We start from the raw sequence: 24897 nt of genomic DNA on the forward strand, positions 1-24897 counted from the left end.
CCGTCCTCAAACGCCGGACGGGCTGGAATCGCACGTCACCTCGTCGCCCTTCACCGCGCCGAACCTGCCCGGCTCCGGGTCCTCCGCGTGGACCCGTTCGACCGTGCGGTAGTCCTCGCCCGCCGTCACCCGCATCGTCGCCCCCTGCCCCGGCACCGCCCGCAGCTCCGCCCCCGGCAGCGCCGCCGCCAGGGTCTTCGCGGACCGGTCCCAGCGCGGGTCGTACGTGACCAGGGTGCGCTTCAGGTCGTGCTGCGGAGCGGTGAGCGGGGCCCGGGTCGTGTCGAAGCCGGTGGCGTGCAGCGCCGCGTCGACCTTGGTACCGAGGCCGTCCTTCGCGGTGCCGTTGTAGACCTGGACGCGGATCTGCTGCGGCGGGACGTCCACCTTCTTCGCGGGGGCCTTCTCGGCGGGCCGGGCGGCCGTCAGGGGTTTGTCCTCGCGCAGCGCGGTGAAGAGCTGCTTCGACTTGACCGGGTCCCACTTCACCGTGGAACCGATGCCCTTCACCTGGTAGGCGACATCGCCCATCGGCACCGACGCGAATTCGGACGAGGCCGCCGAGAAGCCCCGCATCGCCTGGCCGATGGAGAGCAGCTGCTCCGTGTCGAAGCCCCGGTCGGCCCGTACGGACTTCAGCATGGTCGAGGCGACCTCGCGGAACTTCACCGGATTCAGCAGCACCCCGCTGCTCGTCGCCTGCTTGATCAGCGCGGCCATGAACTTCTGCTGGCGCTGCATCCGGCCAAGATCGGCCGCCCCGTCGATGTGCCGGGACCGTACGTACTGGAGCGCCTGGCCGCCGTCGAGCGTGTGGGGGCCCGGCGCGAGGTCCAGGCCGGTGTAGGAGTCCTTCAGCGGGCGGGTGGTGCAGATCCTCACCCCGCCGAGGGTGTCGACCGTGGTCATGAAGCTGGTGAAGTCGACCTCCAGATAGTGGTCGATCTTGACGCCCGTCATGTGTTCCACGGTGCTCACGGTGAGACCGGGACCGCCCTCCGCGTACGCCGCGTTCAGCTTCACCGGATGCGCCGCGTGCTCCTCGCCGGTCGTACGGTCCCGATGGGCCGGGATCTCCGCGTAGCTGTCGCGGGGGAGGCTGACGACGCTGGCGCGCTGCTCGTCGGCCGAGAGGTGGACCAGCATGATCGTGTCCGTGCAGTGGCACGGCGCACCGCCCAGCCGGTACTTCCGCTTCTCGTCCTTGCTGATCTTGTCGCGGCCGTCGGTGCCGACGAGCAGCAGATTCATGCCGCGCCCGCCCGCGGGCCGGTTCTTCATGTCCTTGAACGGGTCGACGCGGTCGATCCCGCTCTCCAGATTTGTCACGACCGCGTGCCCGATGCCGCCCGCCCCGAGCACCAGCACCGAGAGCCCGGTCGCCACCCGCATGCCCCAGCGCGGCCGCTCGTCCTGCTTTCTCCGCCGCCGGCGCCGCGCGGGCGCGGGGCGGGGCCGGGCGGTACGGGGGGAGCGGGGCGGCGTGGGCACGAGGGACACCTCCGCGGTGCGAGGGGACCGTTCGCACGGTAGGCCCATATGATCCTCATCCCGGGAGGCCACCCGGCGGCGCGCGCCGCTGTCCCCCATTCGCGGTAACGTGGCGGCCGAATACCGCCTGGTGGGGTACGAGCCCCCGGCGCCCCCGAGGACCACCCGAGGACCACATGTCTGCCGCGCAGCCTCCCGCCGTCTCCGTGATCATGCCGGTGCTCAACGAGGAGCGCCATCTCCGTAACTCCGTACGCCACATCCTGGAGCAGGAGTACGCGGGCGAGATGGAGGTCGTGATCGCGCTCGGCCCCTCCACGGACCGTACGGACGAGATCGCCGCCGAACTGGTCGCGGAGGACCCCCGCGTCCACACCGTGCCGAACCCCACGGGCCGCACCCCCGCCGCCCTCAACGCGGCGATCAAGGCGTCGAGCCACCCGATAGTCGTCCGCGTCGACGGCCACGGCATGCTCTCGCCGAACTACATCGCGACCGCCGTCCGGCTCCTGGAGGAGACGGGCGCGCAGAACGTCGGCGGGATCATGCACGCCGAGGGCGAGAACGCCTGGGAGGACGCCGTCGCGGCGGCCATGACCTCGAAGATCGGCGTCGGCAACGCCGCCTTCCACACCGGCGGCCAGGCCGGCCCCGCCGAGACCGTCTACCTGGGCGTCTTCCGCCGTGAGGCGCTGGAGAAGGCCGACGGCTACAACGTGGAGTTCATCCGCGCCCAGGACTGGGAGCTGAACTTCCGCATCCGCGAGTCCGGCGGCCTGATCTGGTTCTCGCCCGAGCTGCGCGTCCAGTACCGCCCGCGCCCCTCCGTGCGCGCGCTCGCCAAGCAGTACAAGGACTACGGCCGCTGGCGCCACGTCGTCGCCCGCTACCACGCCGGCTCCATCAACCTGCGCTACCTGGCGCCCCCGACCGCCGTCGTCGCCATCGCGGCCGGCCTCGTGGTGGGCGCCGCGGTCACCCCGTGGGCGCTGATCGTCCCCGGCGGGTACGTCGCGGCGATCGTCGCGGGCTCCCTCCCGGCGGGCAAGGGCCTGTCGCTGAAGGCCCGCGCGCAGATCCCGGTCGCGCTGGCGACCATGCACATGTCCTGGGGCTACGGCTTCCTGACGAGCCCGCGCTCGCTGGCCAGGAAGGTCATCGCGAGCCGCCGCCCGGCCATCGCCGAGCCGGGCGCACCGGTGGCCTGACCTGCGCCTTCCGTGGGGAGCAGGCAGACGAGAGGGGGCGCCCGGCCGGACCGGGCGCCCCCTCTCACGTACCGCCTGTCAGCTCTTTCCGTCCCACCGGTAGACGGAGTAGATGTCCATGCACTGGCCCTTGTCCGCGGCGTTGATGTCGTCGGCGCCTTCCGGAAGGTCACCCTCCTCGACCTTCGGGGCCTTGTACGCGGTGCCCTCGCGCCAGTCCGCACCGACGACGACGGTCAGCCCGCCGGCCTTCGGGTCGGCCTTGACCGAGGTCGTCGGGAGGCCCAGCGCCTTTGCGACGGACTCCGCGTCCGACTTGCCCTGGTCCCCGTCCTCCTTGGCGTACCGCACCACCGTGTCCTTCAGCGGCTCCGGGTCCTGCGAGGTCTCGGCCGCCTCGAATCCCTTGCCGTGCAGGAGGTCGGCGATTTCGGTGGCCCGCCCGTCCTTGGGCGCCTGGCCGACGCCCGTGCCGTTCACCACGGAGATCCCGAGTGTCGCCGGAGCGGCGGCGGGAGGACCGGAGGGGGTCGCGGACGACGAGGGCTTCTTCTTCTCCTTGCCGTTCTTGTCGAACGCGACGTCCTCACGGAGCAGACGCCACAGGGCGTCCGCGGACTTCTCGACGGGAACGAGCTTGTTCCGGTCCTGGGACCACTCGGCCGTGGGCATCGTCGCCATGGTGATGCGGTCGATCGGCACGCTCTTGAGCTGCATCGACAGGTCGTAGAGCTTCGGGACAGAACGGATCTCGTCGGAGACCTGCAGGGCCTTGGTGGCCGTTTCCGCGAGGTTCATCAGCCGGCCCGCGTCCGACCAGAGGTTCTGCTTCTTCAGCGTGCGCAGCATGGAGTTCATGTACATGTGCTGCGCCTTGGCCCGGTTCTGGTCATTGCCGAAGGCGTGCCGGGTGCGCAGCCACTGCAGCGCCTGCTTGCCCTGCACCGTGCTCGTGCCCGCCGGCAGTTTGAGGCCGGAGCCGCCGGGAACGGCGCGTGTCGGCTTGTCCCACACCCCCGTCTTCACGCACACGTCGACCCCGCCGATCGCGTCCGCCATGGCCACCACGCCCGCGAAGTCGAGCATGATCCAGTGGTCGATGTAGACGCCGGTGAGCGATTCCCAGGTGGTCAGCGTGCAGCCGGGACCGCCGCGCTGGAGGGACTCGTTGATCGGGCTGCTGTCCGTCGCGGGGTACTTCTGACCGGTCTTGGAGTCCGTGCACTCCGGGATGTGGAGGATCGTGTCGCGCGGAATGCTGACCAGCGAGGAGTTCTTCCGGTCCGCCGAGATGTGCAGCAGCATCTGGACGTCGGCCCGGGGCTTGTCCCCGACGGTGTCCTTGCTGCCGCCGAGCTTCACGTTCTCCGCGCTGTTCCGGCTGTCCGAGCCGATCAGCAGGATGTTGAGCGGGCTCTGGCCCTCGGCGTTCGGCGCGGCCTTCTTCACACCGCTCTCACCGCCGCTGCGGGCGCTGCTGCGGATGTTGTTGTTGAGGTGCCGGTAGTAGAGGTATCCGGCGGAGGCGGTGCCCAGGACGAGCACCGCCATGGATATCGCTATCCACTTGAACACACGGCGTTTCCGGGACTTCTTGGCAGCCCGTTTGCGCGACTTGCCGCGCCGGTGGCCCGCACGGCCGCCGGCGGCCTCGCCCGTCCCGGTATCACCGGGACGCGCGCCGTCCCGGTCGCCGACGCCCTCGTCCCCGCCCCGCCGGCGGGAGTGCGTCCGCGACCGCGTTCCCTCCCCGGGCGGCGTGCTGCTCCGTCCCACCAGGACCCCCCTGCTGCTCAGACTCGTACGGTGCGGTGACGCGGTGTCACTTGGAGCACCCCGCGGATGCGGCGCTGGACTTCGGAATGTCGATCTTCTTCGGTGCCGTGATCGGCGTACCGGCCGCCTGGAAGTCCTTGCCCAGCGTCAGCACCATCGCCTGAAGCCCCTCGGCGTCGGTGGTGCCCGGCTTCATCGCGGAGCCGGGCAGGCCCATCATCTCCGCGAGGGCACGGGCCTGGTCCGCCTGGTTCGGGGCGTACTCCAGCGTCGTCTTGGCGATCTTCTCGGGTGCGTTGGCCTTGTTGGTGGACTTCAGGACGCCCTTGGTGTTCTGCAGCCAGGTGACCGTCTGCTGAGCGCCGCCGGCGACGTCTCCACCGTTGTACACATCGACCCGGACGTCGGCCGCGGCCGCCTTGGTTCCCTTGAGGAGCGCGTCCTGCTTGCTCTTGGCCTTCTTCTTCTGCGCGGCCACCTCGGTGAGCGAGGTGTCGTCGCGCAGCATCGAGAACAGCTGCTCCGCCTGCGTCGGGTGCGGGACGACCGTGACGGGCTTGGGCTCGTCGGGGTTGTCGACCACCGGCATGGTGACGAACGTGATGTTCTTCGTGTCCGTCTTGGTGATCTCCTTGGCGAGCGTGCTGAGCTTCTTCACGTCGCCGATGGCCTTGTCGACGGTCAGCGCCTTGGTCGCCGCGTCCGCCACCTTGAACAGCTTCGTCGGGCTGGTCAGCGTGTCGTCCGACTTGGCCTGCTTGATCATCGACCCGATGAACTGCTGCTGGCCCTTGATCCGGTCGAGGTCGCTCCCGTTGGCGTAGGCGTGCCGCGTCCGTACGAACGCCAGCGCGTCCTCGCCCTGGACCTTGTTCGGGCCGGCGGGCAGCTTGAGGTGGGACTTCGGGTCGTCGATGGCGTGGTCGAGGCAGATGTTGACCCCGCCGACCGCCGTGGACAGGGTCTTCACCGCGTTGAAGTCGACCATCATGAAGTGGTCGATCTTCAACCCGGTCAGCTTCTCGACCGTGTTCATCGTGCAGCCCGGGTCGCGGCCGGACTCGCCGAGGCTCCGGTTGAACCGGACGTGCTCCGTGCCCGGGATGGTCTTGTCGGAGCCGTCCTCCTGCCTGGAGGTGCACTCCGGGATGTCGGTGATGAGGTCGCGCGGGATGCTCATCGCCGTGGCGTTGGTGCGGTCCTCGGAGACGTGGAACAGGATGTTCGTGTCCGCGTGGCCGACGCTGCCCTTGTCGCCGTAGCCCTCGTTGCCCTTACCGGTGCGCTTGTCCGTACCGATGATCAATATGTTGATCGGGGCGTTGGCGGTGACGACGTCCTTGTTCCCGTTGTCGCCGATGTCCACGGTGTTGATGTTGCCGTTGAGGCGCTGGTAGAGCCAGTAGCCGCCGGCCGAGACGCCCACGAGCACGAACGCCATCGCGCCGCCCGTCCACAGCAGCGCCTTCTTCTTGCGCGACTTGGGGGCCTTGCGCTTACGGCGGCCCGGGCCGTCGTCGCCGGGTGCGGGGCGCTGCTGGCCGCGCGGGCCGTTCGCCGACCGGCGCCCGCCCTGGCGCGGCACCTCGGTGGCGCGCCGCGGGGAGTCACCCGCGGGGGCACGGCGAGGGGAGTTGGACGGCCCGCGCTGGGCCGGCGGGACCGAGGCCCGGGGGGTGTCCCCTCCGGAGTGGTTCAGTCGCAGTTCGTAATCGCCGGTGTCCGGGTTGAGAACCCACTGGTCTGCGGGATCCATGTCTTCCGCCCGCCCACGGCTTTGCGCATCCACGGTTGCTCGAGTCCTCCGTCGGTGCCACGCGAGGCGCCTCCCCCGAAAAGGCGCTCAGTCTCTCTGTCCAGAAGTGCACGGGCCGGACGGCCGGTAGCACCGGATCGCGTCACACTATCCGTCTCATTCGGCGTCCAGCGACGCGCGTGACACATTCCACGGCCCTTACAACCGGGCATTCTTCCCATTGCGCGCGGAATGTTGGTGTCTGTTTGGCCATTGCTTTACTGCTTGCACAGGTCGGTCGCGGCATTGTTCCCCGAATACGTGGGTGTGGGCGACGGCCCCGAGGCGTCGGTCGAGCCCGGGTTCTTGTCGTCGTTCCGGTCGTCGCCCTTGAGCTTGTCGGCGGGCACCACGGCGACCGGCTTGTCGTCGCGGAGCTGCTTGAACAGCTTGTCCGCGGCGGGCTGCACCAGTTCGTCCCGGTTCCGGTCGAGGTGGTACGGCTGCCGGGGCACCGTCAGGAACTGCACCTTCTCGGTGGGGACGTCACGCATGCCCCGCACCAGGTCGTAGAGGTCCTTCAGGCTGTCCAGACCCGGGTCGGTGGTCAGTGCCTTGGTGGCCGCGTCGAGCACCGGGTAGAGCCGCGTCGGGTTGAGCAGGACGCCGTTGCTCTGCACCTTGTTGACCAGCGCCCCCAGGAACTGCTGCTGGCGGTCCATGCGGTCGGTGTCGCTCCCGTTGCCGAGCGACTTCCTGGCGCGTACGTAGCCGAGCGCCTGCTCCCCGTTGAGCTTGTGGCGGCCCGCGTCGAGCTTGAGGTGGGCGTCCTTGTCGTCGACCGGCTTCTTGAGGCAGACCTCCACCCCGTGCACCGCGTCGACCATGTCCTTGAAGCCGTTGAAGTCGATGACCATGTGGTGGTCGACGCGGATGCCCGTCATCTTCTCGACGGTCCGGATGGTGCAGGCGGTCCCGCCCATCTCGAAGGCCCAGTTGAACTGCGCGAACTGCGCCTTGGTGGCGGTCTTGTCGGCCTGGTGGCAGGCCGGGATGTTCACCATCAGGTCGCGCGGGATCGACATCGCGGTCGCGCTCTTCCGGTCCGCCGCCAGGTGCAGCAGGATCGTCGTGTCGGAGCGCTGGGAGCCGCCGTCGTCGCGGCCGTACTTGCGGTTGTCGCCGGCCCGGCTGTCCGAGCCGATGAGCAGGATGTTCTCCGCGTCGTGCACGACGGAGACCGGCCGCTCCTTCTCGTACGCCTTCAGCTCGGCCGCCGCCGAGGTGTCCGTCCGGATGTTGCCGTCCAGCTTCTTGTACAGCCACCAGCCGACGCCCGCCGCGACGAGCACGACGAACGAGGCGCCGAGGGCGGTCCAGCGCAGCCAGTGGCGCTTGCGCTTGACGGTGATGTCCAGGCCCGAGCCCCCGTCCCCGCCCTCCGGCGATTCCGCCGAGGCGGGCCCGGGCCCGCTGCCGGACCCGCTGCGGGTCTCACCACCGGGGGCGGCGGCGCGGGGCTCGCCCTCCTCGGTGGGCTCGCCCTTGTCGGCGGCGGGCGTGGCCTCGTCGCCGGGCTCGCTCGCCTTGCCGGGTGGTGGTGCGTCCGGTGTCCGGTCCTCGCCCGCGGCCGAGTCGTCGGGGTCGCCCGGAGTGCCGGCGCTTTCGGTCACGTCTGCGTCCATCCTTCACGTTCGGCGGCGCGCTGGGCCGCCGGTCGCAGAAGTAGACGGCTGAACCTCACGCTTGGTTGTGCCTCGGCTGGTCTGTACGGCAGATCATGTACCGGAGTCGAGCGTCGACACGGGGGACTCGGCCCACGATGGGCCGGACGGGTGCCCCGCTCGTACCGCTTGTCATACCGTCAGCGTGACCCGCTCGCTCTCCACCCGCTGCGCCAGCGCCTCCGCGCCCAGCCGGTCGAGGTGGCGGCACAGGACCACGGAGCCCCCGGTGGCCAGGGGCGCGTAGAGCCCGGCGCTGAGCCCGTCCCAGGTGTCGTACGTACGCCCCGTCAGCAGCCGTGCACCGGCGCCCAGGCCCAGCGCCGCCCCGTCCGCGCGGCCCCGCGCCACCAGCTCCGCCGCCGTGAACGAGACCCCGCCCACCGCCAGCGCCGGCGCGTCCGGGTCCACCGGGGCGAACGGCGCGAAGCGGTCGCCCTGCCCCGGCACCTCCACCGCGTAGTCCGCGAAGCCCTCGGGCGCCTGCGGGAACCGCCCGCCCAACGGCCGCAGCGCCAGGGCGATCCGCTCGCCCCGGCAGGCCCGCGCCGCGTCCAGCGTGTCCGGGCCGGAGACGACCAGGTCGGCGGCGGCCGGGTCGCCCCCCACCTCGGCGACCACGCCGACCGAGGCACACGCCAGCAGCCAGACCGCGGACTGCCAGTGCGCGGGCAGCAGCAGCGCGAGCCGGTCGCCGGGCTCGGCCGCCAGGTCGCCCTGGAGCAGGTTGGCGGTCTTGGCCACCCAGTTGGCGAAGGTGGCCACCGACAGCTCGACGCGCTCCCCGGTGGCGTCGTCGTAGAAGGTGACCAGAGGGCGGGCCGGGTCCGCGGCGAGCGCGGAACGCAGCAGGTCGGCAGGGGTGCGGTCGCTGGCGTTCATGGGCGGAAGCGTACGCGGCCACGTAGACCGGCCCGCAGGACGCGCAACCGAATGTCCGGGAGCGCGTCTCTACAAGGAACCCGGGGGCCGCCGTCCGAAGGAGCCCCCACAGGTCTGCATACACTGGCCAGCCGTAACGACGCCCGGCCCCAGCAGGAAGCGAAGACAGTGCTGTGACAGAGGCAAAAGAAGCGATCCTCCTGGTCGGCGGCAAGGGAACCCGGCTGCGCCCCCTCACGGTGCACACGCCCAAGCCCATGGTTCCGGCGGCGGGCGTCCCCTTCCTCACGCACCAGCTGGCGCGTGCCCGGGCCGCCGGGGTCGAGCACATCGTCCTCGCCACCTCGTACCTCGCCGAGGTCTTCGAGCCGTACTTCGGCGACGGCTCCTCGCTCGGCCTGCACATTGAGTACGTCACCGAGCGCGAACCGCTCGGCACCGGCGGAGCCATCCGGAACGTCGCCCACCGCCTCGCCTCGGGCCCGGACGAACCGGTCCTCATCTTCAACGGCGACATCCTCACCGGGCTCGACATCAGGGCCCTGGTCACCTCGCACGCCGACTCCGGCGCCGATGTCTCCCTCCACCTCACCCGGGTCGAGGACCCGCGCGCCTTCGGCCTCGTGCCGACCGACGACACCGGCCGCGTCACCGCCTTCCTGGAGAAGCCGCAGACGCCCGAGGAGATCGTCACCGACCAGATCAACGCCGGCGCGTACATCTTCCGCCGCTCGGTCATCGACACGATTCCGACCGGCCGGCCCGTCTCCGTCGAGCGCGAGACCTTCCCCGGCCTCCTCGCCGACGGCGCCCACCTCCAGGGCATGGTCGACTCCACGTACTGGCTGGATCTCGGCACCCCGCAGGCGTTCATCAGGGGCTCCGCCGACCTGGTGCTCGGCCGCGCGCCGTCCCCGGCGGTGCCGGGCCGCTGCGGCGACAGCCTCGTCCTGCCGACCGCCTCGGTCGCCTCCGACGCCAAGCTCTCCGGCGGTACGGTCATCGGCGCCGGCGCGGTGGTCGGCGCGGGCGCCCGGATCGACGGCTCCACCGTGCTCGCGGACGCGGTCGTCGAACCCGGCGCGATGATCACGGACTCCCTGGTCGGAGAGCGCGCCAGGATCGGCAGCCGTACGGTGCTGGCCGGCGCGGTCATCGGCGACGGCGCGGAGGTGGGCGCCGACAACGAACTCCGCGACGGCGTACGCGTCTGGTGCGGGGCGCGCCTCCCGGACGCGTCGGTCCGGTTCTCCTCGGACGAGTGAGCGACCCGACCGCTCCGCCCCGTACGCGGACCGAGTGGCCGGAAATCGCCGTACCCTCGACAGGCAGCCCCGACGACCGAGGACCTCTTCCGTGGCAGGACGATTCGCTCCCCGCAACGCCCGGCGCGCGCCCGTCCCGCACCAGGCGGCGGCCGTGCCCGTACCGGCGGCGCAGACCCGTGTCTGGACCCCGCCGGGCCCGCTCGACCTGCGCCTCGTCCTCGGCCCCCTGCGCCGGGGCCCCGCCGACCCCACGTTCCGGATGGTCGCCGACGGCTCCGTCCGCCGGTCCAGCCGCACCCCCGAGGGCCCCGGCACGCTCCACGTCGTCGCCCGCGACGGCCGGATCGAGGCGTCCGCCTGGGGGCCCGGCGCGCCCTGGCTGCTGGACCAGCTGCCCACGCTGCTCGGCGCGGGCGACGACCCGGCGGCCTTCACCCCGCGCCACCGCCTCCTCGCCCAGACCCAGCACCGCCGCCCCGGGCTGCGGCTGCTGCGCACGGGCCTGGTCCTGGAGTCGCTGATCCCGTCGATCCTGGAGCAGAAGGTCACGACGGACGAGGCGTACCGCGCCTGGCGCCTCCTGGTCCGCCAGTACGGCGAGCCCGCGCCCGGCCCGCAGGAGTTCGGCCTCTACGTCATGCCGGACGCCCGCACCTGGTCGCTGATCCCGTCCTGGGACTGGCACCGCGCGGGCGTCGACAGCAAGCGCTCGGCGACGATCCTGCGCACGGTCCGGGTGGCCCGCCGCATGGAGGAGGCGGCCGCCATGGACCTCCCCGACGCGCTGACCCGCCTCCAGGCCATCCCGGGCATCGGCCCCTGGACGGCGGCGGAAACCCTGCAACGTTCCAACGGCGCCCCGGACGCGGTCACGGTCGGCGACTTCCACCTCCCCGGCATCGTCGGCCACGCCCTGGCAGGCAACCGCCACGCGGACGACGACGAAATGCTGACCCTCCTCACCCCGTACGAGGGCCAACGCCACCGAGCGACCCGCCTGATCCTGCTCTCGGGCGCGACGCCTCCGAGGAGAGCACCACGCTTCCAGCCGAGGGACATCGCACGGCTGTGAAGCCCGCAGAAGCGCACCGGGCCAAAATCAAGCCCGTCCGGCGATTGAGGACCGGGGCCCGGGGCAGAGCCCCGAAACCCCCCGCGCCCGCGCCAAGCTCACCGCACCACGACGAAGTCCGACGCGTCCCGCCCCACCCGCGGCCCGGGGGCCGCCACCGCGTGCCCCACCGCCACCGCCCCCAACGGATCCCAGGACTCGGGCAGCCCCAAAACGTCCCGCACCACATCCCGGCAGAACATCGTCGAGGACACCCACGCCGACCCCAGCCGCTCCCCGGCCAACGCCACCAGGAAGTTCTGGATCCCCGCCCCCGCCGCGACCACGAACATCTCGCGCTCCGCGCCGTCCCGCCGCTCGTCCCCGTACGCGTGCGAACCGTCCATCACCATGCACGGCACCACCAGATACGGCGCCCGCCGCAGCACCTCGCCCCGCCGCACCCGCTTGGCGATCGACTCCTCGCTCTTGCCGTCGCGCCGCAGATCCGCGACCCACGCGTCCCGCATCGCGTCGAGCAGCCGGGTCCGCGACTCCGGGGACTCCAGCAGGACGAAGCGCCACGGCGTCGTGTGGTGCGGCGCCGGCGCGGTCACGGCGGCGGCGACCGCACGCCGTACCGCCCCCGGATCCACCGGCTCGTCCGTGAACTCGCGCACCGTCCGCCGCTGCGTCACCGCCTCCCGGACCGCCTCCGAGGTCCCCAGCCGGAACATGTCGTCGGCCGCGACCCGCACCATCGCACGGGCCCCCTGCCCGTCCGCCGCGTCCACGACATGCCCGAGCCCGCGCACGACGGCGACGGGCAGCCCGTCCGCCTTGCCCTTGACCAGGTCACCCGCGGCGGCCAGCTCGTCGGCGGTGGCGACCACGGTCGCGCTCAGCGGATTGCCGTACGCGTCCTGCCCGCCCCGAAGGTCGTCCAGGACCCGCACCCCGGCCGCGCCGATCGCGACATCGGTCAGCCCGTTGCGCCAGGGCCGCCCGAAGGTGTCCGTGACGAGGACGCCGACCTCGACGCCGAGCGCCGCCCGCAGCCCTTCCCGGATCGCCCGGGCCGAACCGTCGGGGTCCTCGGGGAGCAGCAGGACCGTCCCGGCGGGGGTGTTCGACGCGTCGACACCGGCGGCGGCCATGACCAGGCCCTGCCGGTTCTCCACGATCCGCAGCGGACCGCGCCGCGCCACCACCCGTACCGTCTCGGCGTCTATCGCCGCCTCCCGGTCGGTGGCCTCGACGATCCGGCCCTCCGCCTTGGAGACGATCTTCGAGGTGACGAGGAGGACATCGCCGTCCACGAGCCCCGGCCCGGTGGCCGCGATCAGCTTCGCGAGGTCGTCCCCGGGCCGCACCTCGGGCATCCCGGGCAGCGCCCACACCCGGTAGGAGGGGGCGTCGGCGGCGCTCACGCGCGGACCTCCTCGGCGAGGGCCAGCGCCTGCCGCGCCATCTCGGCGGTGGCGGCGACATCGGTCATCATCAGCGGTACGGACCGGCAGCGGATGCCCGCCGACTCCACCCGCTCGACCGCGCCCGCGTCCACGGTGTCCACGAGCCAGCCGTCGAGCAGCCCGGACCCGTAGTGCTCGGCGACGGCCGCGGCGGTCGACTCGACGCCCACGGCAGCGAGGACCTTGTCGGCCATCCCGCGCACCGGCGCGTCACCGACGATGGGGGAGAGGCCGACGACCGGCACCCCGGCCTCGGCGATGGCCTCGCGGATGCCGGGCACGGCGAGGATCGTGCCGACGGAGACGACCGGGTTGGACGGCGGGAAGAGGATGACGTCGGCCCCGGCGATGGCCTCCAGGACCCCGGGCGCCGGCTTCGCCTGCTCCGCGCCGACGGGCACGATCGCCCGGGCCGGCACGGCGGCCCGCAGCTTCACCCAGTACTCCTGGAAGTGCACCGCCCGGCTCTCGCCGTCCTCCTCGATCGCCACATGCGTCTCGACGCGGTCGTCGGACATCGGCAGCAGCCGGACGCCCGGCTTCCAGCGGGCGCAGAGCGCCTCGGTGACGGCGCTGAGCGGATAGCCCGCGCCGAGCATCTGCGTACGGACGATGTGCGTCGCGAAGTCGCGGTCGCCGAGCCCGAACCACTCGGGGCCCACGCCGTACGCGGCGAGCTCCTCCTTGACGCGGAACGTCTCGTCCGTACGGCCCCAGCCCTGCTCCTCGTTGATGCCACCGCCGAGGGTGTACATCACGGTGTCGAGGTCGGGACAGACCTTGAGCCCGAACAGATGGATGTCGTCACCGGTGTTGCCGATGACCGTGATGTCCGCGTCGGGCGCGGCCTCCTTGAGACCCCGCAGGAACCGAGCACCACCGATACCGCCGGCCAGAACCACAATGCGCATGCGAAACAGTCTGTCAGGCGGAGCCTGATCCTTGTCGGGGTGGTGGCGGGCGACGGGTGGGACTGTCAGGAGCCCTGCCGTTCCGGGACAGGGGTCTTTCAGGCCGTGGCGGCCGCCGGTGCGCACTGCGCGGAGTGCATCGGCATGTCGGTGAGGCCCGGGTAGTAGACGTGGAGGCTGACGGCCGGTTCCAGGGAGTCGTTGACGACCTCGTGGACGTAGCCGGGGGCGAAGACGCGCTGCGCGCCCGCGCCCAGCGTCCGCTTTCCCCGCTCCGTACGTTCGGTCAGCTCGCCGTCGAGCACGGTCAGGACGCCGGAGGACGGCCCGTGGTCGTGCAGCCCGCTGCCCTGCCCGGGCACCCAGCTGAGCAGCCAGACCTCGTAACCGGGCCCGGTGCGCAGGCGGTGGTACCAGCGGGTGGTGGTGTCGTACCGGACGAGCGGCGCCCAACGGTCGCGGTCGGCGGCGATGGTACGGGCGAGGCCGACGAACTCCGCCACGGTGGCGGGGTGTTCGGGGCGGGACGAAGAAGGTGCTGGACCTCCAGGAGGTCGCCGGCGATCTGGAGGTCGCTGTCGCTGCTGTTCATGGAGCGTGGTTCCTCGGCGGGGTGCGAGTGCGGCGTGCGGTGCGGGGGCTCGTCGCGAGGTCCGGGAGCGCCGACGCCGGAAAGGCGGAGGGGCCGCGCGGGGAGGGGCGGGACGAGCGGTGCCGGGCCGGAGCGGGAGGGCTACGACGGCGTCGGCGGCATCAACAGCTGGGACAGCTGGAACAGCGACAGCGAGCCTGGACAGCGCTGCGGAACCCACGGCGGGTCGCGTGCATCGCTGAGTTCGCTGGCATGCCATCAAGGAGAACCGGAGAGCCGACCGGTGTCAACCCAATGCCCGGTTTGGCGGCAATGTTTCACCTCATCCGGTTACTCCGACCGGAGAAAGGTTTTAGCTCCCCGTAGCGGGGACAGGTGGCGCAACAACCGTGCTGCCAAACGTGGGCGCGGCACCGTGACCCGAATGTGATCTTGGTCGCTTCAGTGATCGAATCGCAACGTGTCCGAGCTCGCGACAGTTTGTCTCCATGGCGAGCGCGGAGGCGGTAGCGCCCATGGCATATGTCAGGTTTTTGGTGATTTGAACACTTAACGCTTACGGTTGGTGCCGCAGGGTGAATACCGAGGCCAATAGCAGATCCGGGCTTGACCAGCCAGAGCTACACGCTTGTAATTTCACCCGTGTCGTTCGGCCGATTCGGTAACGGCCGCATCACGGGACGCAAGAGACAGACGAGGGGCGCAGATGACCGAGCTGTTCCAGCAACTGCTGGTCGAGGACGCGGACGAAGAGCTCGGCTGGCAGGAGCGCGCGCTGTGCGCCCAGACCGACCCCGAGTCCTTCTTTCCCGAGAAGGGTGGATCGACCCGCGAGGCGAAGAAGGTCTGTCTCGCCTGCGAAGTCCGGTCCGAGTGCCTGGAGTACGCCCTCTCGAAGGACGAGCGGTTCGGCATCTGGGGCGGCCTCTCCGAGCGCGAGCGCCGCCGCCTGAAGAAGGCCGCGGTCTGACCCGGGCCCACCACGCACGACATCACGGCCCGCCTCCTGCACCCGCAGGCGGCGGGCCGTCGCCGTACCCGCGAGGCAACACCGCCATGCCTCGGGCCCACCCGGAATCCGCGCCGGCCGCTACCCGCTCGCGCCCTCGTTCAACCGCTCCGCGCCACCCCGGTTACCCCTACCGTTAGTGTGGGGCCCCGTCCGAGACGCGCCAACGACCCGACAGAGCGCGCGTGTACACCGATGCAGCCCCCGGGGGGACGTCCCCCGGACCCGGCCGGAGGGCCCGTACCTCGATGTCCGTGCACAGCCAATCAACGGCGCCGTACGCGGCCGCCGCCGCCCCCGAGTTCCCCCGGCATGTCGTCACCGCCGTGCTCGTCTCCCACGACGGCGCACGCTGGCTGCCCGACGCGCTCGCCGGACTGCTCGGCCAGGAACGCCCCGTACAGAACGTCATCGCCGCCGACACCGGCAGCGCCGACGACTCCGCGCGCCTGGTCACCGAGGCCCTCGGCGCCGACCGCGTCCTGCACCTGGCGCGGCGTACGAGCTTCGGCACCGCCGTCGACGAGGCGAGCCGCACGGCCGGCGTCCTCACCCCGGACGACCTGCCCTACCTGAAGCGGCCCAGCGGCTGGGACCCGGTCACCCGGACCTGGCACGACGAGGCGTACGAGATGCCCGAGCTGCCGCACGGCGAGCCGGTGCAGTGGCTCTGGCTGCTCCACGACGACTGCGCGCCCGCGCCCGACGCCCTCGCCGAGATGCTGCGCGTCGTGGACAACGACCGGCACGCCGCGATCGTCGGCCCCAAGCTGCGCGGCTGGTACGACCGCCGCCAGCTCCTCGAAGTCGGCGTCTCCATCGCCAACAGCGGCCGCCGCTGGACCGGACTCGACCGCCGCGAGCAGGACCAGGGCCAGCACGACCAGGTCCGCACCGTCCTCTCCGTCTCCACCGCCGGCATGCTCATCCGGCGCGACGTCTGGGAAGAGCTGGGCGGCTTCGACCGCAGGCTCCCGCTCATGCGCGACGACGTCGACCTGTGCTGGCGCGCCCACATGGCCGGCCACCGGGTCCTCGTCGCCCCCGACGCCGTCCTGCGGCATGCCGAGGCGTCCGCGCGGGAACGCCGCCCCATCGACTGCGCCGGCCGCCACATCGCCAGCCCGCACCGCGTGGACAAGGCGGGCGCCGTCTACACGATGCTCGTCAACGCGCGCGGCAAGAAGCTGCCCTGGGTCATGCTCCGGCTCGTCCTCGGCACCCTGCTGCGCACCCTCGCCTACCTCGTCGGCAAGGTCCCGGGCCAGGCGCTCGACGAGGTCACCGGCCTCCTGAGCACCCTGCTGCGCCCCGGCCGCATCCTGGCCGCCCGCCGCGCCCGGGGGAAGGGCGCGGTCGACGCCGCCGAACTGCGCGGACTCTTCCCCGCACCCGGCGCCACCGTCCGCGCCACCGTCGAACAGGTCGCCGGGAACTTCGGCGGCGGCTCCGACGCCGACGCCGGCGGCTCCCGGCACGGCGCCGTCGAGTCCGGACCGGGCGGCGACGACGCCGACTACCTGGAGATCGACCAGTTCGCCCGGCTGAAGAAGGTCGGCCGCAAGCCGGGACCGGTCCTCTTCGCCCTGCTCCTCCTGGTCTCCTTGGTCGCCTGCCGCGACCTCATCGGCGGCGGCGCGCTGGCCGGCGGCGCCCTGCTGCCCGCCCCCGGCGACGTCTCCGACCTGTGGGCGCGTTACGCGGACGGCTGGCACACCGTCGGCACCGGCGGCACCCAGACCGCCCCGCCCTACCTCGCCGTCATCTCGGCCCTGTCCGCGCTGTTCCTCGGCTCCACCGGCTTCGCGCTCACCCTGCTGCTCGTCTGCTCGGTCCCGCTCGCCGGACTCACCGCGTACTTCGTCACCCGCCCGCTGCTTCCCTCCCGGCTGCTGCGGGCCTGGGCGAGCGTCGCGTACGCCTTCCTGCCCGCCGCGACCGGCGCCCTGGCGACCGGCCGCCTCGGCACCGCCGTGCTGGCCGTCCTGCTGCCGCTCATCGCGCGCACCGCCGTCTCCGCGCACGGCATGCGCGGAGACGGCGGCGCCCGCGGCAGCTGGCGCGCCACCTGGGCGTACACCCTGCTCCTCACCCTCGCCATGGCGTTCACGCCGATCGTGTGGCCGCTCGCCGCGGTCCTCGGGCTCGGCGTCCTGGCGCTGCGGCGCGGCGACATCACCGCGTACGCGCTCCGCTTCCTCGCCGCCGTCGGCACCCCGGTCCTGGTCCTGGCGCCCTGGTCGCTCTCGCTGCTGAGCAGCCCGTCCGCGTTCCTGAGGGAAGCCGGACTGGAGACCGGTACGGGCTCCGCCTCCGCGCTGGACCTCCTCGGCATCAGCCCCGGCGGGCCCAAGGCGGCGGGCGGCGTCCTGCTCCTCGGCATCGTGCTCGCGGCGCTGGCCGCCCTGCTGCGCGGGGAGCGCCGGTTCGCCGTCCGGACCGCCTGGGTCGCCGCCCTGGTCTCCCTCGCGTTCGCCGGGCTCGCCAACGGCTCCGGCTGGGCCGGCCCCGCCACGCTGGTCTACGGCGCCGCCCTCATCGCCGCCGCGCTCGTCGGCGCGGACGGCGCCCGCATCCGCGTCGCCGAACTCAGCTTCGGCTGGCGCCAGCCGGTCGCCGCACTGATCGCCCTCGCGGCGGGCCTGGCCCCCGTGCTGGCCGCCGCCGGCTGGATGATCGGCGGCGCGGCGGGCCCGCTGGAACGCCGCGACCCGGTCCAGGTGCCCGCGTTCGTCGCGGAGGAGAGCGGCACCCGCGACCAGCCGCGCACCCTGGTCCTGGGCGGCACCTCGTCCGCCTCCGTCGACTACACCCTCGTCCGGGGCTCGGGCGCGCGGCTCGGCGACGCGGAGCTGGCCGAGGCGCAGGGCGGCAACAGCCACCTCGACAAGGTCGTCGCCAACCTGGTCGCCGGCTCCGGCGCCGACCAGGGCAGCCAGCTCAGCGGCTTCGCGATCCGCTACGTCCTCGTGCGCGACGGAGCGCCCAAGCAGATGAGCCGGGTGCTCGACGCCACCCCGGGCCTGAGCCGGCTCAGCCAGCTCGACGGCAGCGCCCTGTGGCGGGTGGACCGGCAGGTCGCCCGGATCATGATCGTCCCGTCCGCCGCGGGCGACGAGCCGCTTCCCGTGGGCTCGCAGCCCGTCGAGGCGCACACCAAGATCCCGGCGGGCGGCTCCGGCCGGGTGCTGCGGATCGCCGACGCGGCCGACCCCGGCTGGCAGGCCACGCTCAACGGGCGCGCGCTGACCGCCAAGACCGTCGACGGCTGGGCCCAGGGCTTCGAACTGCCCACCGAGGGCGGCACCCTGGACCTCACGTACGAGGAGCCCTTCACCCACACCGTGTGGATCTGGGCGCAGATCGCGCTCGCCGTGGTCCTCGTGGTCATGGCCCTGCCCGGCCGCCGCCGCGAGATCGACGACGACCTGCCGGAGGAGGCCGAGGCGGTCGCCGCCGAACCGGTCGCCGGAGAGGGCCGCCGCGCCCGCAGGCTGCGCGCCGCCGCCCTGGCCGAGAGCGAGGCCGCCGAGGGCGCCCGCGAGCAGCAGGAGGCGGAGGGCGCCCCGGGCCCGGACGAGACCGGCGAGCAGCCCGCGTACGTTCCCGCCCAGCAGAGCGCCGAAACCGACGCCGCGGCCACGGAGGACGACGACAACGTCTTCGTACCGCAGCAGCAGTACGGCGACTGGGGCGACGGCCAGGGCCAGTACCAGGACCCGGCCTATGCGCAGTACCAGGACGGCTCTCCGTACCAGGACGGCGGTCAGTACCAGGACCCGCAGTACGCCGAGGGGCAGCAGCAACCGGAGACCGGCGGCTACGACCCGTACGGCTATCCGCAGTACCAGGAGGGCCAGTACCAGGACGGCCAGTACGCGGCCCCCTACGACCCGCCCGCGTACGACCCGCAGTCCTATGACCCGAACGGGTACGGCCCCGAGGCCGGGCAGTACGGCGAGCAGCACCCGTACGACCCGCAGCACCCCGAGAACCCCGCCCCGGGCCAGAACCCGTGGCCGACCGGCAACGCATCGCGAGGCGAGTCCGAGTGAAGTCCACCAGCGCCCTGTCCCTCATCGCCGGAGCGGTCGCCCTGGCCGCCGTCACCGGGTTCGCCGCGCTCAACGAACCGTCCGGTGGCAACACGGCCGAAGCGAAGACGGCCGCACGGCTGCCCGTCGAACGCACCAGCCTGCTCTGTCCGGCGCCCGGCCTGTCCGACCTCTCGGAGACGGCCTACACGGCCTTCACGCCCTCCGGCACGAGCGGCGGCTCCGCCACGGCCGGCACCGCCGAGCTGCTGTCCTCCGCGAAGGACGGCGAGGCGACCGCCGACGAGAAGTCCGACGACAAGGACAAGAAGGGCACGAGCAAGAAGGACAAGGCGGACAAGCCGGTGGTCTCCCTCAAGGAGCCCGGCAAGCCCGCCACCGGCGAGGCGTCGGGCGCCGACTCACCCGCCCTCATCGGCACCGCGACCGGCCGGTTCGCCCCCGGCTGGACCGCCCAGCAGACCACCACCATCGAGGCGGGCGACGGCCGCGGCCTGCTCGGCATCAGCTGCACCACGCCCGACACCGACTTCTGGTTCCCCGCGGCCAGCACCGCCAAGTCCCGCGAGGACTACGTCCACCTCACCAACCCGGATGACACCGCCGCCGTCGCCGACATCGAGCTGTACGGCCCGGACGGCTCCCTCAAGTCCGACGTCGGCGAGGGCATCACGGTCCCGGCGGGCTCCGGCGTCCGGGTCCTGATCTCGACGCTCACGAGCAAGGCCGCCGACGACGTCACCGTCCACGTCACCACCCGTACGGGCCGGGTCGGCGCGGCTGTCAGGGCGGCGGACGACGAGACCGGCAGCGACTGGCTCACCGCCTCCGCCGAACCGGCCGGCACGGTCGTGCTGCCCGGCATCCCGGCCGACGCCACCTCGGTACGCCTGGTGGCCTTCGCCCCCGGCGACGACGACGCCGACCTCGGCCTGAAGCTGCTCGGCAAGACCGGCGCCGTCACCCCGGCCGGCCACGAGGAACTGCACGTCAAGTCGCATATGACCGCCGGGATGGACCTCAAGGACATCACCCGCGGCGAGGCGGGCTCGCTGATGCTGGTGCCCACCGAGAAGGGCAAGGCCACCCCGGTCGTCGCAGCCCTGCGCGTGGTCCGGGGCAAGGGCGCCAAGCAGGAGGTGGCCTTCATCCCGGCGACCGGCCCGGTGGGCGCACGCGCGACCGTCGCCGACAACCGGTCCAAGGGCTCGGTGCTCTCCCTCACCGCCCCCGGCGCCGCCGCGACCGTCAAGGTCACGGCGTCGGCCGGCAGCGGGGGCGGTACGCCGGTCAGCAAGACGTACAAGATCGCGGCGGGCACGACCACGGCGGTCACCCCGCCCGTGCCGACGGGCCTCAAGGGCACCTACGCCCTGACGGTCGAGACCCGGTCGGGCGGCCCGGTCCACGCCGCGCGCACACTCACCGAGACGGTGGACGGCATCCAGATGTTCACGGTGCAGACGCTGCCGGACGACCGGGGCACGGTGGAGGTCCCGGCGGCCCAGCAGGACCTGTCGGTGCTGGACGACTGAGCAGGGCTGCGGGGACGGCCGAGGGGGCCGCTACTCCTGGCCGTAACGGGGGTCCACGGACTCGGGCGCCAGCCCCAGCAGCTCCGCGACCTGCTCGACCACGATCTCGTGGACGAGCAGGGCGCGCTCGTCACGGCTCTTGGTACGCAGCTCGACCGGGCGCCGGTAGACGGTGATGCGGGCGGGCCGGCCCTTCTCGGCGGAGACCGCGTCGCCCAGCGGAACGGTCTCCTCCGCCGTCTCCGGCACCTCCAGGACGACGAAGTCGACCTCCGTCAGCTGCGGCCAGCGCCGCTCCAGCCGCTCCACCGAGTCCTGGACGAGATCGCGGAAGTTGTCCGCGCGGCTCGTGGAAAGCGGCACCTGCGGCGGGGCGACGGGCCCGCGCATACCGCGGCCGTGTCGGTCCCGGCGCCGCGGACGCGGCTCGGACGGGCTGGGCGGTACGGAACTGTCCATCACCGACGCAGCCTAACCCTCGAAGGCCCGCCCCACCGGGCCCACACCGCCCTGTCCGCTCTTGAGCGATCCGGCCACACAGGAGCCCGTTTCCGGCCCCGCTCGCGACCGCCGGACCGACGCCTTGTGAAAGGTTCGCGGCAGAGCGGTGACCGGAATCATCGCCGTGAGAGCCCTCGGCCCTCTCCTCCCGCGCAGGTCAGGGGAGTTGCCCGGAGGGTGCGTGTGCCGGACGTCACAGGGCGACACGGAGGGGTGAGCCGGGGGAGAGTCGTCGCAGCCCGCTCAAGAGTGCGGTACCGTCCAACATCGTGAGCCCTGTACGTCGCTGTTCGCGCACCGCGTGCGGCCGCCCTGCCGTCGCGACACTGACGTACGTCTATGCCGACTCGACTGCGGTCCTCGGCCCGCTCGCCACCTACGCCGAGCCCCACTGCTACGACCTCTGTGCCGAGCACAGCGAGCGGCTGACCGCGCCACGCGGGTGGGAGGTCGTCCGGCTCTCCGACCCCTCCGCGCCCAGCCGCCCCAGCGGCGACGACCTGGAAGCCCTGGCCAACGCCGTACGGGAAGCCGCGCGTCCGCAGGAGCGCGGCGACGGCGCCCAGGGAGGCGGCCGCCGGACCGCCGACCCGATGGAGGTGGCCCGCAGGGGTCACCTCCGCGTCCTGCGCTCACCCGACTCCTGAGGGACCGCGGGCCGCCGGGTACGTTGGGCGGTCCGAAGCAACCCCCAGGAGGACCGGCCGGTGACCGCAGACCTGTCACAGCTCGTGAAGGCGTACGACGTGCGCGGAGTCGTGCCCGACCAGTGGGACGAGGAGCTGGCCGCACTCTTCGGGGCCGCCTTCGTCGAGGTGACCGGCGCGGACGCGATCGTGATCGGCCACGACATGCGCCCCACCTCCCCGGCCCTGTCCGGGGCGTTCGCCCGGGGCGCGGCGGGACGAGGCGCCGACGTCACGCTGATCGGCCTCTGCTCGACGGACCAGCTGTACTACGCGTCCGGGGCGCTTGACCTGCCCGGCGCGATGTTCACCGCCTCGCACAACCCCGCGCAGTACAACGGCATCAAGATGTGCCGGGCGGGCGCGGCGCCGGTCGGCCAGGACACCGGCCTGGCCGAGATCCGGACGCTGGTGGAGGAGTGGTCCGAGAAGGGCGCCCCCGAGCCGGTCGCGACCCCGGGGAAGGTCACCGGCCGCGACACCCTCACGGACTACGCCGCCCACCTCCTCTCCCTGGTGGACCTGACGGAGATCCGCCCCCTCAAGGTCGTCGTGGACGCGGGCAACGGCATGGGCGGCCACACCGTCCCCACCGTCTTCGCCGGGCTGCCCGTGGACCTCGTCCCGATGTACTTCGACCTGGACGGCAGCTTCCCGAACCACGAGGCCAACCCCCTGGACCCGGCCAACATCGTCGACCTCCAGGCCCGCGTCGTGGCCGAGGGCGCCGACCTGGGCCTCGCCTTCGACGGCGACGCGGACCGCTGCTTCGTGGTGGACGAACGGGGCGAGGGCGTCTCCCCGTCAGCGATCACCGCCCTGGTCGCCGCCCGCGAACTGGCCCGCAACGGCGGCCGGGGCACGATCATCCACAACCTGATCACGTCCCACTCGGTCCCCGAGGTCGTACGCGAACACGGCGGCACCCCCGTCCGCACCAGGGTCGGCCACTCCTTCATCAAGGCCGAGATGGCCGCCCACGGCGCGATCTTCGGCGGCGAGCACTCGGCCCACTACTACTTCCGCGACTTCTGGAACGCCGATACGGGCATGCTCGCCGCCCTCCACGTACTCGCCGCCCTCGGCGGCCAGCCGGACCCCCTCTCGTCCTTGGTGGCCCAGTACGACCGCTACGCCGCGTCGGGCGAGATCAACTCCACGGTGACCGACCAGAAGGCCAGCACGGCCAAGGTGGCAACGGCCTTCACCCACGAGGAGACCGCCACCACGGACACCCTGGACGGCCTCACGGTGACGACCCCCACCTGGTGGTTCAACCTCCGCCCGTCCAACACGGAACCGCTGCTTCGCTTGAACGTGGAGGCGAAGGACGAGGAGACGATGAGGCGGGTACGGGACGAGGTCCTGACGCTGATCCGATTCAGCCCCGGCGAGAATCCCAGCCCCGCCGGCGTTTGAGGCGCGGGGTCCGGGGCGGAGCCCCGGTTTCGGGAAGGGGCGGGTAGGGGAACAGCCCCGCCGCAGGCGCAACGCACCGCACCCGCCCCCACCCCCACGACACGCCCCCACCCCACCCCGGCGGTAGGCTGACCCCGCCCCCAAAGGGCCCCAATCACAGACCGCCCGAAGGGAAACAACATGCCGCTCGAAGCCGGCCTCCTGGAGATCCTGGCCTGCCCCGCCTGCCACGCCCCCTGGACGACCAGACGGCAGCCGACACCCCGGAACTCATCTGCACCGGCACCGACTGCGGCCTCGCCTACCCGGTCCGGGACGGCATCCCCGTACTCCTCGTCGACGAGGCCCGCCGCCCCGCGTAACCGGCACAACCGGCTCAACCGGCGACAGCGGCCCGAAGCGGCCGCCCCGCACCCCGCACCGGAGGACCGCCCCATGCTCGACGAGTCGTTGCTCGACGCCCCCGACGCCCTGGCCCGAGCCGACCGCCGCGACCTGCTGCGCGGCGCCGCCGAGGCCGGGGCCCGGGTCCGCACCGCCGCCCGGCACGCGACGGAGGCCGGGATCACCGAGCTGAAGCCCGAGGGCCGCCCGCGCGCCGTCCTCGTCGCGGGCCCCGGCACCGCCGCGACCGGCGTCGCGGACCTGATCGCCGCCCTCGCCGGCGCCTCCGCCCCGGTCACCCGCATCCCCCCGACCGGCGTCGCCCCCGCCCCCGGCGCACTCCGCTGGACCCTGCCCGGCTGGGCCGGCTCCGTGGACCTGCTGCTCATCGCCACGGCGGACGGCTCCGAACCGGGCCTCGCCCTCCTCGCGGAGCAGGCGTACCGCCGGGGCTGCACGGTCGTGGCCGTCGCCCCGCTGCGCTCCCCGCTGCGGGAGGCCGTCCACGGGGTGCACGGCGTCGTCGTCCCGATGGCCTCCGCCCCGCACGGCGAGTACGACGCCGAGACGTCGGCCGCGGGCCCCGGCACCCTCTGGGCCCTGCTCACCCCGCTCCTCGCCCTGCTCGACCGCGTCGGCCTGGTCACCGCCCCCGCCGAAGCGCTCCAGAGCGTCGCGGACCGCCTGGACCGCACGGCGGAGCGCTGCGGCCCGGCCATCGCCACGTACAGCAACCCGGCCAAGACCCTCGCCTCCGAACTCGCGGACACCCTTCCGCTGATCTGGACGGAGGGCGAGGCGGCCGGCCCCGTCGGGCGCCGGTTCGCCGCGGTCCTGGCGGAGCTCTCGGGCCGCCCGGCCCTCGCCGCCGCACTCCCGGAGGCGCTTCCGGCGCACGGGGGACTGCTGGCGGGCGCGTTCGCCGCGGGCGCGGACCCGGACGACTTCTTCCGCGACCGCGTCGAGGAGTCGGAGCCCCTGCACGCCCGGGTGGTGCTGCTCCGCGACCGCCCGACCGGCGGTCTCAGCGCCGCCCCGGCCGCCCGCGAACTGGCCCTCGGCCACGACACCGCGATCAGCGAGCTGGAACCGGAGGAGGGCGGCACGCTCGAATGTCTCGCGGAGCTGCTCGCCGTCACCGACTTCGCCGCGGTCTACCTGTCGCTCGCCTCGTCGGCCGGTGCCTGAACACCTCGTA

At 72.7% G+C, this 24897-nt stretch carries 17 protein-coding genes and 2 pseudogenes; 10 read left to right on the forward strand and 9 right to left on the reverse strand.

All coding sequences use genetic code 11. The annotated features are described in order from the left end of the window. Nucleotides 1–6: 6 nt before the first annotated feature. Nucleotides 7–1392: an LCP family protein gene (locus NEH16_RS19475; protein ID WP_265547263.1), complete on the reverse strand. Its 1386-nt coding sequence runs from the start codon at nt 1390–1392 to the stop codon at nt 7–9. A gap of 275 nt (nt 1393–1667) precedes the next feature. Here NEH16_RS19475 and NEH16_RS19480 point away from each other — a divergent pair, with 275 nt between their 5' ends. Further along, nucleotides 1668–2699, forward strand: a complete 1032-nt coding sequence (locus NEH16_RS19480) for a glycosyltransferase family 2 protein (protein ID WP_143620669.1) — start codon at nt 1668–1670, stop codon at nt 2697–2699. A 78-nt stretch (nt 2700–2777) separates the two neighbouring features. Here the strand turns inward: NEH16_RS19480 and NEH16_RS19485 are convergent, their stop codons facing one another. From NEH16_RS19485 to NEH16_RS19500, 4 genes are all read right to left on the reverse strand, one after another. Further along, nucleotides 2778–4250, reverse strand: a complete 1473-nt coding sequence (locus NEH16_RS19485; RefSeq protein ID WP_265544034.1) for an LCP family protein — start codon at nt 4248–4250, stop codon at nt 2778–2780. Nucleotides 4251–4521: 271 nt separating this feature from the next. Then, nucleotides 4522–6231 (reverse strand): LCP family protein, encoded by a 1710-nt coding sequence (locus NEH16_RS19490; RefSeq protein WP_265544036.1) that lies wholly within the window; start codon nt 6229–6231, stop codon nt 4522–4524. A gap of 257 nt (nt 6232–6488) precedes the next feature. After that, complete coding sequence (locus NEH16_RS19495) at nt 6489–7895, reverse strand: LCP family protein (protein WP_265544038.1); 1407 nt, start codon at nt 7893–7895, stop codon at nt 6489–6491. A gap of 171 nt (nt 7896–8066) precedes the next feature. Further along, on the reverse strand, nt 8067–8816 hold the full coding sequence (locus NEH16_RS19500; protein WP_265544041.1) for a TIGR03089 family protein: 750 nt from the start codon (nt 8814–8816) through the stop codon (nt 8067–8069). A 173-nt stretch (nt 8817–8989) separates the two neighbouring features. On the opposite strand from NEH16_RS19500, the gene NEH16_RS19505 reads away from it, so the two are divergent. Then, entirely contained in the window at nt 8990–10081 is a 1092-nt protein-coding gene (locus NEH16_RS19505) for an NDP-sugar synthase (protein ID WP_265544043.1), read from the forward strand. Between the two features lie 91 nt (nt 10082–10172). Next, nucleotides 10173–11156: a DNA-3-methyladenine glycosylase family protein gene (locus NEH16_RS19510; RefSeq protein ID WP_265544045.1), complete on the forward strand. Its 984-nt coding sequence runs from the start codon at nt 10173–10175 to the stop codon at nt 11154–11156. 98 nt (nt 11157–11254) lie between these two features. Here NEH16_RS19510 and NEH16_RS19515 read toward each other — a convergent pair whose 3' ends face one another. The 3 genes and pseudogenes from NEH16_RS19515 to NEH16_RS19525 form a co-directional block, all read right to left on the reverse strand. Then, the gene (locus NEH16_RS19515; protein WP_265544046.1) at nt 11255–12565 is read right to left on the reverse strand and encodes a coenzyme F420-0:L-glutamate ligase; all 1311 of its coding nucleotides are present in this window, start codon (nt 12563–12565) and stop codon (nt 11255–11257) included. Next, the gene (gene cofD / locus NEH16_RS19520; protein WP_265544048.1) at nt 12562–13518 is read right to left on the reverse strand and encodes a 2-phospho-L-lactate transferase; all 957 of its coding nucleotides are present in this window, start codon (nt 13516–13518) and stop codon (nt 12562–12564) included. The genes NEH16_RS19515 and cofD overlap by 4 nt, the downstream gene beginning before the upstream one ends. 98 nt (nt 13519–13616) lie before the next feature. Further along, a pseudogene (locus NEH16_RS19525) lies at nt 13617–14110 on the reverse strand (cysteine dioxygenase). A gap of 706 nt (nt 14111–14816) precedes the next feature. Here NEH16_RS19525 and NEH16_RS19530 point away from each other — a divergent pair. The 3 genes from NEH16_RS19530 to NEH16_RS19540 all read left to right on the forward strand — a co-directional run bounded on the left by NEH16_RS19530 (nt 14817) and on the right by NEH16_RS19540 (nt 20709). Continuing rightward, entirely contained in the window at nt 14817–15080 is a 264-nt protein-coding gene (locus NEH16_RS19530; protein WP_018103995.1) for a WhiB family transcriptional regulator, read from the forward strand. A gap of 287 nt (nt 15081–15367) precedes the next feature. Further along, a complete protein-coding gene (locus NEH16_RS19535) occupies nt 15368–19174 on the forward strand; it encodes a glycosyltransferase family 2 protein (protein WP_265544051.1) in 3807 nt (1268 codons plus the stop codon). Then, nucleotides 19171–20709: a DUF5719 family protein gene (locus NEH16_RS19540; RefSeq protein ID WP_265544053.1), complete on the forward strand. Its 1539-nt coding sequence runs from the start codon at nt 19171–19173 to the stop codon at nt 20707–20709. Before NEH16_RS19535 ends, NEH16_RS19540 begins: the two co-directional genes overlap by 4 nt. Before the next feature lie 30 nt (nt 20710–20739). Here NEH16_RS19540 and NEH16_RS19545 read toward each other — a convergent pair whose 3' ends face one another. Continuing rightward, complete coding sequence (locus NEH16_RS19545; RefSeq protein ID WP_265544055.1) at nt 20740–21168, reverse strand: metallopeptidase family protein; 429 nt, start codon at nt 21166–21168, stop codon at nt 20740–20742. A 311-nt stretch (nt 21169–21479) separates the two neighbouring features. Here NEH16_RS19545 and NEH16_RS19550 point away from each other — a divergent pair, with 311 nt between their 5' ends. The 4 genes and pseudogenes from NEH16_RS19550 (at nt 21480) to NEH16_RS19565 (ending at nt 24887) form a co-directional block, all read left to right on the forward strand. Beyond that, a complete protein-coding gene (locus tag NEH16_RS19550; protein ID WP_143620648.1) occupies nt 21480–21857 on the forward strand; it encodes a DUF3499 domain-containing protein in 378 nt (125 codons plus the stop codon). A 60-nt stretch (nt 21858–21917) separates the two neighbouring features. Further along, nucleotides 21918–23315, forward strand: a complete 1398-nt coding sequence (locus tag NEH16_RS19555) for a phosphomannomutase/phosphoglucomutase (RefSeq protein ID WP_265544057.1) — start codon at nt 21918–21920, stop codon at nt 23313–23315. A 180-nt stretch (nt 23316–23495) separates the two neighbouring features. Beyond that, nucleotides 23496–23677, forward strand: a pseudogene (locus NEH16_RS19560) (Trm112 family protein). A gap of 73 nt (nt 23678–23750) precedes the next feature. Then, nucleotides 23751–24887 carry an SIS domain-containing protein gene (locus tag NEH16_RS19565; RefSeq protein WP_265544059.1) on the forward strand — a complete coding sequence of 379 codons (1137 nt, stop codon included), beginning with the start codon at nt 23751–23753 and terminating at the stop codon, nt 24885–24887. The last annotated feature ends 10 nt before the right edge of the window (nt 24888–24897 follow it).

Origin of the sequence: Streptomyces drozdowiczii, from assembly GCF_026167665.1 — a bacterium.
In the GTDB taxonomy this organism is placed as follows: Bacteria; Actinomycetota; Actinomycetes; order Streptomycetales; family Streptomycetaceae; genus Streptomyces; species Streptomyces drozdowiczii_A.

Excerpts from the sequence above, each read along its gene's own strand:
- cofD (WP_265544048.1), bottom strand. The coding sequence starts at position 13,518 with ATGCGCATTGTGGTTCTGGCCGGCGGTATCGGTGGTGCTCGGTTCCTG.
- NEH16_RS19485 (WP_265544034.1), bottom strand. The coding sequence starts at position 4,250 with ATGGCGGTGCTCGTCCTGGGCACCGCCTCCGCCGGATACCTCTACTAC.
- NEH16_RS19545 (WP_265544055.1), bottom strand. The coding sequence starts at position 21,168 with ATGGACAGTTCCGTACCGCCCAGCCCGTCCGAGCCGCGTCCGCGGCGC.
- NEH16_RS19480 (WP_143620669.1), top strand. The coding sequence starts at position 1,668 with ATGTCTGCCGCGCAGCCTCCCGCCGTCTCCGTGATCATGCCGGTGCTC.
- NEH16_RS19495 (WP_265544038.1), bottom strand. The coding sequence starts at position 7,895 with ATGGACGCAGACGTGACCGAAAGCGCCGGCACTCCGGGCGACCCCGAC.
- NEH16_RS19490 (WP_265544036.1), bottom strand. The coding sequence starts at position 6,231 with ATGGATCCCGCAGACCAGTGGGTTCTCAACCCGGACACCGGCGATTAC.
- NEH16_RS19500 (WP_265544041.1), bottom strand. The coding sequence starts at position 8,816 with ATGAACGCCAGCGACCGCACCCCTGCCGACCTGCTGCGTTCCGCGCTC.
- NEH16_RS19530 (WP_018103995.1), top strand. The coding sequence starts at position 14,817 with ATGACCGAGCTGTTCCAGCAACTGCTGGTCGAGGACGCGGACGAAGAG.
- NEH16_RS19565 (WP_265544059.1), top strand. The coding sequence starts at position 23,751 with ATGCTCGACGAGTCGTTGCTCGACGCCCCCGACGCCCTGGCCCGAGCC.
- NEH16_RS19475 (WP_265547263.1), bottom strand. The coding sequence starts at position 1,392 with ATGCGGGTGGCGACCGGGCTCTCGGTGCTGGTGCTCGGGGCGGGCGGC.
- NEH16_RS19535 (WP_265544051.1), top strand. The coding sequence starts at position 15,368 with ATGTCCGTGCACAGCCAATCAACGGCGCCGTACGCGGCCGCCGCCGCC.